The following is a 12,941-nucleotide window of genomic DNA, read 5'->3' as shown; positions in this document are numbered from 1 at the left end:
GTAGGAGACCCGGTATTAGTCAATAATCTTTTTGATTCGGATTTTGAGTTCCAATGGGTTGAATGGTTTCAGAATATAGTCTTCTGCTCCCTCTTCCAGTAGTCTGATTCTTTCCGTTGTACTTTCCTCGCTGGATAACATTACGATAGGAATGGACTTGAATAATTCATTGTTCTTCATATATCTTAAAAATTCATCACCCATCATTAGAGGCATACGAATATCTGAAATAATGAGGTCAGGTACATTGCCTTCATTAAGCCATTCTATTGCTTTGATGGGATCTTCCAAATAGGTAAAATCATACTCTTTTCCTAGATATACACCGGCCACTTTTCCGATTGTCGATTTATCGTCGACTAGTAATATTTTTTTCTTCATACGAATAGACCTTTCTATCGCTTGCTTTGTTACTTGATTTATGTATTAAGATTGTTGTCACATTATATTTGTGATACACTGCAAATATAGATATTATTTTAGAATAATTCTCTATCTGGAGAGTAAAATTCGTGATATATGTTTTTTTTCTATTAATTGCAACTAACAGTATCTTAATGAAAAAACACGAATTTCATGAAAGTTGAAATCCGTGTTGATTATTAATTGTTTGGCTTATTGGTAGACTCTTGATGAATCAGAAGTTTTCCACCATTCTTCATTCTTAGTACCGCCACTTGTTACCCAGCTTTCGAACAACGAGTAAGCAGATTTCATATTCACATATTCCAAAGGCCATTTGAAGTCTGTCGGAACCATGATTCCCCATGCCAGGTTATCTTTACTGATGTAATATCTTTTGCGGGAAGTAGAGCTATCGTCGTTGTTGCCTCCGAACAAGTCGGTATTTGCTAACTTAGTGGGTTGGTAACCGACGATATGGATCTCTTTACGCTGGTTTCTGTTTCCTTCTACAAAGATGAAGACATTCAGTTTGTTGATATTAAGTTCATCTACAGAAATAGGGTTGCTGAATTTGATAGTGAAACTGATATTTTTAGGATTCGTATTGGCAGAATGATTTTTAATGGTATTAATCTGTTCGTAACGGTCTCTTCCCAATGCGTTGTGGGCATCGTCAAATAATGGGATAACAGCATAGTCCTGTCCGTTCTCAATCTTATTGCCATTCACATTAAAGTTTTTAGCAAGAGAGTTATCACTGAACACTACCGGCTGTGTGATAGCACTGGCAGGAACACCGTCCAGCATGATAGCAGCTCCGATGCTCTTCGTAGCTCCGGCAGCCGATAAATCAATACTTAGCGTGAATTCTTCTGCCTTATTATTCTTGTTGATGGAAATCTTTCTTTCTTTGATAATCAGAACAAGATCGTTCATATCGTAATCTCCATATAATGGCCACTGGTCTTCAAATAGATAGGCGTAATTACGAGTGTCATCCATGATGATCGGGAATTTAGGATCTTCTGGTTCTTCTCCTTCATTTCCATTATTCTTAGTACCCGTGCAGACATCTATCACGACTTTGGATTCTCCCATTTTAGTGAAGTATGCGCCATTCTGTACGTAGAAGTTGTTCCAATATGGACTCTTTTCAACATGATTATCACATTCAATAACTAAATTTCCGTCATACGTGAAACCTTGTCCAGTTATAACCGGAGATTTTATCATAGAAGTATTTTCGCCTTTTCCGTAAAATTTAACATGAGCTGTATTCATGTAAATACTTGCAGTTGCATCCAGCATAGAGCCATTGCTTAAGTTGACTATTCCATTAACAAACTCCATCGTAGGAGCTTTTAGGTATCCTTGGGTAAAGTTGAATGTTGCTCCGTTTGCATAGAAAGAGGTTGTTGCTTCCAGGCTGCAAGCATTGTTGAATGTTGTATTGGTGAGGCTGATGGTTCTAAATTTCATGATGTTGTTATTGGTAGCAACAGCATCAGAATTTGCAATTAATTTCTCTCCATAAATCTCTCCGTTATTTTCCAATGAGAAATTAGATGGCAGATTTAATTCACCTTCCAGCTCGATCTTATTGTCATTCACAATTTTTGTGCTAGAGTTGATCGAGATATTTTTGCTTGTTATGGTTCCTTTGTTGTATAGTGTTGCACCGGAATGTAGAGTCATGGTGTTTGTCACCGCCAGTATACCCCAGTTTCTTAATGCAGCAGGCGCTCCATTGGTGAATGATACATCGTCTGCGTTTACCTCTCCTTTTTCCATAATGGTCAGCATGGAGTTTCTGATGAACGTCATGGTTCCTGATGCATTAATTTTTGCATTGTTCATAACAATGATTTCAATTCCGTTCTGGAATTGGAATGTTGCAGGAATAGTCCATTGGGCATCTACATAAACTCTGGTTGCAATCTCACCGTCATATCCGTCAAATTTGAATGTGCCGTTATAGTCAGAGGTGATTTTGTAATTAGCACTACGCAGTAAAGTCGTTCCTGCCATTTCTGTAATTTCTTTAGCATCAGCTGGTATGGACGAATAATCCGGTTTCTCAAATGCAAGGCTTCTTGTAGTGACACCACGACTCATTAATGCTCTATTCGGTGCTGCAGATTCTGCATAATAGAGCTTACAGGTAATATTATCGCTGTTTTCCGGCACATCGAACTGATATACCTGTTCACGTCCTCTTGGGTCGGTTTGTTTCACGTAAATCCCCTTTTGAGTGGGGAGCAGGCTGACAGCAGCTGTAAATTTAAAGTTATTATCTTTATTAGCTGTTCTTGTAGCGAGTACGGAAGCGTTTTCGTTAGTCAAGGGATCTTCTGCATATATTTCAATTAAATAAGCAAATTGTCCTCCTTCTTCATCTTTTACTTCGACTGAAACATTTTTAGTGGTTATCATGTCCCAATCGATATCATCGGGAGCAGCAAAGCCGTCTCCCATCGGGTTAGGTGTTTCATAAGACGGATCATAGAGATCCTTTCCTGAGTCCACACAACTAAACATAGTACCTGCTATTGCTATTGCAATGATGGGCACAAATCGAACTGTTTTCTTCATCATAATGTATTATTGCTTGATTGTTTGTAACCAAATCCATCACAAAAATAACTGCATATCTTTTATTGGAACTGTTTTTTCTGTTATTTTATAGAGTGAAAATAACTATACTTCCGTTTTGGTTCTTCTTTGGCTCGTTTGGGGTTGATAAATCCCTGGTGATGATGAAGAGAAATCCCTTGATTTTCACTTTTATAAGACTGTTCAAAATGAAAATCAAGAGATTATATTAGGTGGATTTAACTTAAGACTTAGTAATTTCTCCTATTAAGCAGGAGTTCATTTTATATCGGATATCCTTGTTGGGTAATCCATGTCCCAATAAAAACATGAGTTTTGTTATGGCACATTCGGGAGTACTGTCATATCCGCTGATTACGCCCGCTTCCAAAAGGTGCATTCCTGTTTCATAACGTCCCATCTCTACTGCTCCGGAGGCACACTGTGTGATATTGACAATGATAATTCCGCGATCGGTAGCTTCCTTTAGATGGCGGATGAACCATTCCTTTTGCGGGGCATTTCCTGAACCGAAAGTTTTCATGACAACTGCCTTCAATCCGGGGACATGAAGCAGAGAAGTTACGATACTCTCCTGAATGCCAGGGAAGAGGGTCAGAATAACTACATTGGTATCAAATAGATAATGCGGCTTTAATGGCTTTGTCGGGTCCGGTTTCCGGATGAGATTAGGTTCATATTTGATGTGGATGCCTACCCGTGCCAAGGGGGGATAATTGAAAGAGCGGAAAGCGTTAAAATTCTCCGCGTTAATTTTAGTGGTACGGTTGCCACGCATCAAATGATTCTCAAAGAAAATACATACTTCAGGAACGATGGCCGTACCATCCGGATTTTTAGCAGCTGCGATTTCAATGGCCGTGATGAGATTTTCTTTTCCGTCTGTGCGCAAAGTTCCGATCGGTAGCTGGGAACCTGTGAGGATGACGGGCTTGCTTAGGTTTTCGAGCATGAAGCTTAATGCAGAGGCTGTGTAAGCCATTGTGTCTGTTCCGTGAAGGATGACAAAACCATCAAAATAATCATAATTGTAATTGATAATTTTTACTAGCTTTGCCCAGTAAGCAGGTTCCATATCCGAAGAGTCGAGAGGGGGATCGAATTGGTAGGAAGAGATGCGGTAGTTGAATCTTTTTAGTTCGGGTACATGCTTAAGCAAATGATCGAAGTTGAAGTTTTCTAAGGCACCTGTTTCCGGATTCTCTATCATTCCGATAGTTCCACCCGTGTAAATTAACAAAACGGAAGGGGTTTCTGCTTTCATAATTGTTGAATTACTGTTAAAACGTTGGCAAAGATAGGAAATAATTGTGATTTATGATTTATGAGTTTTCGAATAATTTTGTAGATTCATCATTCATGTGAATCATTTATCATTTATGTGATTCAGTAGTTGAATCTGATTTATTAGTATTACTAATGACTCAGATTCAACTGTTGATTCGCATAAATCATAATTCATAAATTATAAATCATTTCACCGCTTCTTTTAATTTAAGAATGGCCTTTTCCGAGTCTTTTTCTTCTTCGAGCAGAGTAACGAACTTACTGCCGATGATAGCTCCGGAAGCATGTTCGCAAGCTGCCTGGAACGTCGCTTTATTGGAGATGCCAAATCCTATCATCAACGGATTGTTCAGATGCATATCTTTTATTTTCTTGAAGTATGCCTGTTTTTGTTCGTTGAAATTCTGTTGTGCTCCGGTAGTTGCTGCTGATGAAACCATGTAAATGAATCCGTCGGTATGTGTATCTATTTCGCGTACCCGTTCTTCGCTGGTCTCCGGTGTGATGAGCATAATCACTTTGATGTTGTAGCGTTCGGCAATGATACGGTAATGTTCTTGATAATCACGGAAAGGGAGATCGGGGATGATGACGCCATCAATACCACATTCCACGCATTTGCGGCAGAAGTTTTCAAATCCGAATTGCATGATTGGATTTAAGTATCCCATGAATACAAGTGGTATTTTTACATCCTTGCGAATATCCCGCAATTGTTCAAAAAGAAGTTTTAAAGACATGCCGTTGCGCAATGCTTGGGTAGCGGCATTTTGGATAACAATGCCGTCTGCCATCGGATCACTGAAAGGAATACCGATTTCAATCATGCTCACTCCATGTTTTTCGAGTGTGCGGATAACATCGGCAGTACCATCTAAAGTGGGGGTGCCGGCACAAAAATAAATAGAAAGTATGTCTTTCTTGTTGCTATTGAAAAGTTGATTAATTCTATTCATGACGTTGGGTTTTTAAAGTGATGATTTTAATTCGTTTAAAAATGTCCGGATACGCTCCGGATCTTTTTCTCCCGGTTTGATTTCAAAACGGCTGTTGAGATCATATCCGGCAAGTCGGGGATGCTTGAATTCTTTCAGGGCATTGGTGCTGTATGAGTTGATACCTCCGCTCAAAAGGAAAGGTATATGTCCGTTGTATGTATGCAATATACTCCAATCAAATTGATTTCCTGAACCACCGTATTGTTCGCATTTTGTATCGAACAGAAAAAGATCACAGACTTTTTCGTAGTCATATACCTTTTTCAAGTCTTTGGGGCGGTCTACTGAAAAGGTCTTGATGATTTTCAATCCAGTAGAATGTAAAGACCGGCAGTATTCCGGCGATTCATTTCCGTGGAGTTGTACATAATTCAGTCCGAAACGATCAGCATACATGCTGACCACTTGCTTGTCTTCATTTACAAAGACTCCGACACGCCGGGCATGAATGGGCAAGTAAGCCGGAAGCTCGTAGATACATCGGGGAGATTTAGGATAAAAGATGAATCCCAGCATATCTATGCCTTCGATAGACTCTACGTCCTGTATGTTTTCAGCTTCTCGCATACCACATACTTTGATAATTTTTCCGTTAATCATAGGGGCTGTCCGTTTTGAATAATTAGTTTATTGAATGGCTTGCAGGAAATTCTGTAAGGTTTCTCCCGGTCGCTGTGTTTTCATAAAAGTTTCGCCAATCAGGAATCCCCGGAATCCGGCTGTCCGGAGGCGTTTAACTATTTCCGGATCGGAAATACCGCTTTCAGATACCAATACAGCATCTTGAGGAAGTTGTCCGGCCAGGCGGAAAGAGTTTTCTACATCGGTGAAGAAAGTACCCAGATTACGGTTGTTGATACCTACCATATCTATTCCTTTGTTGATGTACGCCAGTTCCTCGGAACTATGAATCTCTAATAAGACCTCCAGACCTAATCCATGAGCTTTCTCTGCAAGTTCATTGCATTTTCCCAGTTCTAGTGCTGCTGCGATAAGAAGTACGGCATCTGCACCGACAATTTTAGCTTGATAAAGCTGATATTCGTCAATGATGAAATCCTTTCTAAGAATGGGAATTTCCACCAAAGGACGTGCGGTACGGATATCTTTCAGGCTTCCTCCGAAAAACTTCTCATCAGTAAGGATGGAAAGGGCGGAGGCCCCTGCCGTTGCATAGGAGGGAACGATCTCTTCCGGACACGCTTCTTCCTTTATCCATCCTTTGGAAGGAGAGCGCCGTTTGAACTCGGCGATAATTCCCGATGCGGAAGAGGATAATGCCTGCTTCATAGAGCGGGGAGCCGGAGATTCGCTGATACCTTCCTGTAATTGTTCGATAGAAATAGCCTGCTTTTGCAGGTCAACTTCAAATCGTTTGTTTGCTATAATCTCGGATAATATATCTTTCATATTTTAATTGATATTCATGCCTGATTTTACATTTAACTATTTAACTCAATGAATTTCTTCAAAGTTGCCAATGCGCGTCCGCTTTCCAATGACTCTTTGGCGAGAGCGATACATTCTTCAATTGTCTTTTCCGGGCAAATCACATGGATAGCGAAAGCGGAGTTGACTATCACTACATTTTTTTGAGCTTCCGTAGCTGTATTATTCATGATATGATCGAAAATCTTAGCTGCATCTTCCGGTGTTTGTCCACCATCCAGGTCAATATCCTTATAACGGGAGAAGCCGAGACTTTCGGGAGTGTAAATCTTTTCATGATCGCTGGTTGCCACTTTAAACTCATTGGTCAGAGAAATCTCATCATATCCGTCAAGGCTATGAACAACGGCAAATTTCGTTTTGCTTTCCTGATAAGTATAGGTGTAAAGGCGAAGTAACGGTAGATTGTAAACTCCTAACAGTTGATAAGCAGGTAATACCGGATTTACCAATGGACCGAGCATATTGAAGAAAGTGCGCACTGCCAATCCTTTACGAACCGGAGCTACTGCTTTTAATGCCGGATTGAATAAAGGGGCATGCAGATAAGCAAGATTGCATTTTTCCATGCTACGACGCAGTTGGTCTACATCACTGGTGAATTTTACACCGTGTTGCTCCATTACATTACTGGCACCACTGACTGACGTTGCTCCATAGTTACCATGTTTCACAACCGGGAAGCCGGCTCCGGCAACTGTAAAGCAGGAAGCTGTGGAAATATTAAATGTATTTTTTCCGTCACCTCCGGTTCCTACGATATCTATCGGAGCGAAATCATTCAAATCAACCGGAATACGCATTTCCAACAGTGCGTCACGGAAACCGCATAATTCCTCTACGGAAATATTACGCATCAGAAAGACGGTGATGAGTGAGGCTACTTGTACATCATTATATTTTCCTTGCGCGATGTTCTGTAAAATGGTGCGCGCCTCATCGCGTCCCAAATATTGATGTTCGAAAAGCTTGTATAGAATCTGTTTCATAAGTTTAATCGTTTAAGAAGTTTTTGATAATTTCTTTTCCTTGCGGAGTTAATACTGATTCGGGATGGAACTGAATACCATGTACATTATACGTTTTATGGCGGATTGCCATGATTTGTCCCTCCTGACTTTCTGCCGTTATTTCCAGGCAGTCGGGAAATCCTTCCCGGCTGATTACCCAGGAATGATATCTTCCGACAGGGATTTCCTTTCCTAACCCTTCAAAAAGCAGATCCTGACCAATGATATTCACCGGAGTTTGTACGCCATGATATACTTCTTTGAGGTTTTCCAGATGTGCTCCAAAGGCTTCGCCGATAGCCTGATGACCCAGGCAGACACCCAGAACACTTTTGGTCGGAGCGTATCTTTTAATAATAGGTAGTAACAATCCGGCTTCTTCGGGTATGCCCGGTCCGGGAGACAGAATGATTTTATTAAAACGATTTACTTCATCAAGTTCTATCTGGTCGTTGCGGACTACTTCTACATCTGTGGCCCCTAATTCTTTCACTACATGTAGCAGGTTATAAGTGAAAGAGTCGTAGTTATCTAAAAGTAATATTTTCATTTTTGATTTTAATTAGCTTGTTTTTCAATTTTATGCAGTCATCGTGCATGACTCTATGCAATCATCATGCATAACTCTATGCAGTCATCATGTATAACTCTATGCAATCATCGTGCATAATTGGGGAGTGAGTCACTATGTTCGGCTAATTTTTTAATTTGACTGCTAAATCAATCGCCTTTTTCAGTGCTCCCAGTTTGTTGTTTACCTCTTGTAGCTCATATTCATCCTGGCTGCGTGCTACAATACCTCCTCCGGCTTGGAACCATAGCTCGTTGTTGCGGCTTACAAAAGTGCGGATGGTGATCGCTTGGTTTAATTCGCCGTTCAATCCGATAAATCCGATACAGCCACCATAGGCGCCACGATTATGTGGCTCGATTTCACTGATTAACTGCATAGCGCGTACCTTTGGAGCACCGCTTAACGTACCGGCCGGAAACGTGTCAATAAACGTTTTTATTTTGTCTGCGCCTTCATTCAACATACCGCTGACACGGCTTACCAAGTGAATAACATGACTATAATATTGTGGCTCTTTATAGAATACCACGCGTACATCATGGCAATTACGTGAAAGGTCGTTTCTTGCAAGATCAACCAACATGACATGCTCTGCATTTTCTTTAGGGTCGGCCAATAAAGCTTCCGTCAATTCGCGGTCTTTTACCGTGTCTCCTGTGCGACGGGTGGTTCCGGCAATCGGATCAATGTAGGCACGGTCGTTTTCAATTTTGCAATGTGTTTCCGGCGAAGAACCAAAGATGCGATATCCTCCGAAGTCGAAGTAGAAAAGATAAGGAGAAGGATTGATGCTGCGAAGTGCGCGATAAACTTTGAAATCATCTCCGGCATAAGGTTGGATAAATCTTCTGGAAAGCACGATTTGAAAAACATCTCCGCGCATACAGTGTGCGATTCCTTTGCGGACATTTGCTTTGTGCTCTTCGTCAGTGATGGGGCTGGTTACGGGGCCTGTTACAGAGAAATTATAAGAAGCATAATTCCGGTTTTCGATGGCTGCTTCCAATTCCGGCAAACCGCTTTCTTCTCCTTCGGACAACATTTCAACTAATGTCAGTTCATTTTTGAAATGATTGAAAACAACGATATACTTATATAATATGTATAATAAATCCGGAGCATCATTCTGTTCATCGTGACTTTCTTTCACCGGGATATGCTCGAAGTATTTCACAGCATTAAACGTCGTGTATCCGTAAAGTCCGCATACATTCTTATCATCTCCGGTCACCTGGAACTGATTGATAAATCGGTTCATGGCCTTTTCTACATTGAATGTTTTTGTCAACGGTTCTTCCGTACGGCTATTATCGGGATAGTTGGCAGTAACAATACCACCGTTTACACCGATACTTGCCAAAGGGCAAAGGGCTATAAATGACAGGGAATTTTCTCCTGCATGATAATCGGAACTTTCCATTAATGCGGATTGCGGATACATGTCGCGCACTTTCAGATAAATGCTGACGGGAGTATGCATATCTCCGAGCACTTGTTTGCTATGGGTAGTATAATTAAATGTTTTCATTTCTATAATTGCTTGATTATTGATTACAAATAATGGTTGACTAATTATTTATAGCTGTTCGTTAAACGACAAATAGGTTTCAATATCTTTGTCTCCTCGTCCTGAAACAGTCAATACAACAATATCTTCCGGCTTGAACTTCAATTTTTTCAAAGCTCCTAATGCATGGGCAGATTCCAACGCAGGGATAATACCTTCGAGTTGGGTCAGTTCGTAGGCAGCCTCTATCGCTTCGTCGTCGTTGATTGCCAATACATTGGCGCGGCTTTGGGCGGCAAGGTTAGCGTGTATCGGACCAATGCCCGGATAATCCAGTCCGGCGGAAATGGAGTATGGCTCCTCGATCTGTCCGTCCTCGTTTTGGATGACGTAGGTACGTGCTCCGTGGATAATTCCCATTTTGCCGAGTTGGATGGTAGCGGCGGTCATTCCGGTTTCTATTCCTTTACCTCCCGCTTCCGCCAGGATAATGCCTACCCGTTCGTCGTTGATATAATGATAAATCGTTCCGGCAGCATTACTTCCTCCTCCGACGCAGGCTATCAAATAATCCGGATAATCACGTCCTTCTTTTTCTTGTAGTTGCTTTTTGATTTCTTCGCTGATAACAGATTGCAGGCGTGCCACCATGTCAGGGTAGGGATGAGGACCTACGGTAGATCCGATGATATAATAAGTGTCGGCAGGATGACAGCACCAGTCGCGGATCGCTTCGTTGGTTGCGTCTTTCAGCGTCATGTTTCCGGAAGTGACAGGGATAACGGTGGCTCCCAACATTTTCATTTTCTCTACATTGATGTGTTGGCGTTCTACATCCGTCTTTCCCATATAAACGATACATTCCATATCCATCAATGCACAGACGGTAGCTGTTGCTACTCCATGTTGTCCGGCTCCGGTTTCGGCGATGATACGCTTCTTTCCCATGCGGCGTGCCAGTAAGATTTGTCCGATAGTGTTGTTGATTTTGTGAGCACCTGTATGATTCAGGTCTTCCCGTTTCAGATACAACTTGCAACCGTACTTTTCAGAAAGACGTTTGGCCAGATAGAGTGGAGAAGGACGTCCTACGTAGTCACGCAGTAACTGGTCGAATTCCTTTTTAAAATCTTCGCTTTCAATCACTTCGAGGTACTTATTCGTTAGTTCCTCAACACATTTGTGGAGGATTTCCGGTACATAAGCACCACCGAATTCTCCGTAATAGCCATCCTGGTCAACTAAAAAACTTTTCATAATCCTATATCTGTTTTTATGTTATTATTGAATCTGTTTTGAAACGGGTAAATAAAAAGAGCCCTGTCGCAGGTTGCGACAGGGCTCTTTCAATTTTGTTATATCTTTAATGAGGTATATACATACGAGCACTGCTCCCTTACGACTGTCGGAGTTGTAACGGGTGCCACCACCAATATGTATTTACTAACATTGTTCTCATTGTCTTTTGTAATTTTATGGGGGCAAATATAGACACTTTGTTTGAAACAGCAAACAAAATATGACTTTTTTTCTCTTTTGCCTTCATTTTTCTGATATAGAACAATTTTCAACCTGAACTGTTCTTATAAATATTGAATATTTAAACAAAAACAATTATGAAACAGAGAAAAGTTTTAGTAGGTATCGCTATTGCCATTTTCATTATATTATTATTGTATTGGTTATTGGTAGCGGAGGATATGAAACCCTGGTTGTCGGCTATGGTTCCTTCCGTGGCACAACAATTCTTTGCTTGAGTCTGACAGGGTTCGGATAAATCATGTATCTTTGCAAGGATAGTGACTAATAACCCCAATAATAACAATAGACTAAGATATGGAAAATTTTATTTTTCAAAATCCCGTGAAACTGATCATGGGAAAAGGGATGATTGCCCGGCTGGCTAAAGAAATACCATCCAACAAACGTATTATGATTACTTTTGGTGGCGGAAGCGTAAAGAAAAACGGAGTGTACGATCAAGTAAAGGAAGCATTAAAGGACCATTTTACGGTAGAATTCTGGGGAATCGAGCCCAATCCTGCCATCGAAACTCTCCGTAAAGCTATTGCTTTGGGAAAAGAAGAGAAAGTGGACTATTTGCTGGCTGTTGGCGGCGGTTCTGTTATTGATGGTACGAAATTGATTTCCGCAGGAATCCTGTATGATGGTGATGCCTGGGATTTAGTACTTGCCGGCCGACCGGTAACTCATACTGTACCTCTTTCCACTGTATTGACTTTGCCGGCTACCGGTTCGGAGATGAATAACGGAGCAGTTATTTCCCGCCGCGAAACGAAAGAGAAATATCCTTTTTATGCCAACTATCCAATCTTCTCTATTCTCGATCCGGAAGTAACCTTTACCTTGCCTCCTCATCAGGTGGCTTGTGGATTGGCCGATACCTTTGTTCATGTGATGGAGCAATATATGACTACTTCCGGACAGAGTCGCGTTATGGACCGTTGGGCGGAAGGTATTCTGCAAACTTTGGTGGAGATCGCTCCGAAAATTCGTGAAAACCAGCATGATTATCAACTGATGGCTGATTTTATGCTTTCGGCTACAATGGCATTGAATGGGTTTATTGCTATGGGAGTGTCTCAAGACTGGGCTACTCACATGATCGGGCATGAAATTACTGCGTTGCACGGATTGACACATGGCCATACGTTAGCTATTGTTCTTCCTGCTACTCTGCAAGTGCTTCATGAAGAAAAAGGAGATAAGCTTTTGCAGTATGGTGAAAGAGTTTGGGGAATTACTTCCGGTACGAGAGAAGAGCGGATTGATGAAGCGATTTGCCGTACCGAAGAATTTTTCCGTTCACTGGGACTGACTACACGTTTGCATGAAGAGAACATCGGACAGGAAACTATTCTGGAAATCGAACGCCGCTTCAATGAGCGTGGTGCTAAATATGGCGAGAATGGAAATGTAACAGGTGCTGTCGCTCGTAGAATATTAGAGACTGCACTTTAGCATATTCCTACATAAGAGAAATAGTAGAATTAGGAAGATAACTGAAAGATTCTAAAACGAAAAGATCTCTTTGCTGCAAGATATGAAGAGCATTCGGAAAGTTAGTCACAAAACTT

At 41.1% G+C, this 12,941-nt stretch carries 12 protein-coding genes; 2 read left to right on the top strand and 10 right to left on the bottom strand.

What is annotated here, in order from left to right:
- Nucleotides 1-15: 15 nt before the first annotated feature.
- The 10 genes from I2I04_RS14425 to trpB all read right to left on the bottom strand — a co-directional run bounded on the left by I2I04_RS14425 (nt 16) and on the right by trpB (nt 11,100).
- A complete protein-coding gene (locus I2I04_RS14425; protein WP_004300114.1) occupies nt 16-381 on the bottom strand; it encodes a PleD family two-component system response regulator in 366 nt (121 codons plus the stop codon).
- A 234-nt stretch (nt 382-615) separates the two neighbouring features.
- On the bottom strand, nt 616-3,000 hold the full coding sequence (locus tag I2I04_RS14420; RefSeq protein WP_195655314.1) for an LruC domain-containing protein: 2,385 nt from the start codon (nt 2,998-3,000) through the stop codon (nt 616-618).
- A gap of 241 nt (nt 3,001-3,241) precedes the next feature.
- Entirely contained in the window at nt 3,242-4,282 is a 1,041-nt protein-coding gene (locus I2I04_RS14415) for an asparaginase (RefSeq protein WP_195470981.1), read from the bottom strand.
- Between the two features lie 208 nt (nt 4,283-4,490).
- Nucleotides 4,491-5,261, bottom strand: coding sequence for a tryptophan synthase subunit alpha (trpA, locus tag I2I04_RS14410; protein WP_143259861.1), 771 nt, complete (start codon nt 5,259-5,261; stop codon nt 4,491-4,493).
- A gap of 12 nt (nt 5,262-5,273) precedes the next feature.
- Nucleotides 5,274-5,903, bottom strand: coding sequence for a phosphoribosylanthranilate isomerase (locus tag I2I04_RS14405; RefSeq protein ID WP_143259860.1), 630 nt, complete (start codon nt 5,901-5,903; stop codon nt 5,274-5,276).
- Nucleotides 5,904-5,930: 27 nt separating this feature from the next.
- Nucleotides 5,931-6,713, bottom strand: coding sequence for an indole-3-glycerol phosphate synthase TrpC (gene trpC, locus I2I04_RS14400; protein WP_143259858.1), 783 nt, complete (start codon nt 6,711-6,713; stop codon nt 5,931-5,933).
- A 32-nt stretch (nt 6,714-6,745) separates the two neighbouring features.
- Nucleotides 6,746-7,741 (bottom strand): anthranilate phosphoribosyltransferase, encoded by a 996-nt coding sequence (gene trpD, locus I2I04_RS14395; RefSeq protein WP_195470984.1) that lies wholly within the window; start codon nt 7,739-7,741, stop codon nt 6,746-6,748.
- A 4-nt stretch (nt 7,742-7,745) separates the two neighbouring features.
- Complete coding sequence (locus I2I04_RS14390) at nt 7,746-8,312, bottom strand: anthranilate synthase component II (protein ID WP_195655313.1); 567 nt, start codon at nt 8,310-8,312, stop codon at nt 7,746-7,748.
- 145 nt (nt 8,313-8,457) lie between these two features.
- Complete coding sequence (locus I2I04_RS14385) at nt 8,458-9,864, bottom strand: anthranilate synthase component I family protein (protein WP_143259852.1); 1,407 nt, start codon at nt 9,862-9,864, stop codon at nt 8,458-8,460.
- Nucleotides 9,865-9,912: 48 nt separating this feature from the next.
- Complete coding sequence (gene trpB, locus I2I04_RS14380; RefSeq protein WP_143259850.1) at nt 9,913-11,100, bottom strand: tryptophan synthase subunit beta; 1,188 nt, start codon at nt 11,098-11,100, stop codon at nt 9,913-9,915.
- A 359-nt stretch (nt 11,101-11,459) separates the two neighbouring features.
- On the opposite strand from trpB, the gene I2I04_RS14375 reads away from it, so the two are divergent.
- A complete protein-coding gene (locus tag I2I04_RS14375) occupies nt 11,460-11,600 on the top strand; it encodes a hypothetical protein (protein ID WP_004300101.1) in 141 nt (46 codons plus the stop codon).
- 79 nt (nt 11,601-11,679) lie between these two features.
- Entirely contained in the window at nt 11,680-12,825 is a 1,146-nt protein-coding gene (locus tag I2I04_RS14370; protein WP_195655312.1) for an iron-containing alcohol dehydrogenase, read from the top strand.
- The last annotated feature ends 116 nt before the right edge of the window (nt 12,826-12,941 follow it).

Origin of the sequence: Bacteroides sp. 1001136B_160425_E2, assembly GCF_015559655.1 — a bacterium.
Taxonomy (GTDB): Bacteria; Bacteroidota; Bacteroidia; order Bacteroidales; family Bacteroidaceae; genus Bacteroides; species Bacteroides luhongzhouii.
This window is presented reverse-complemented; position numbering and strand designations above follow the sequence as displayed.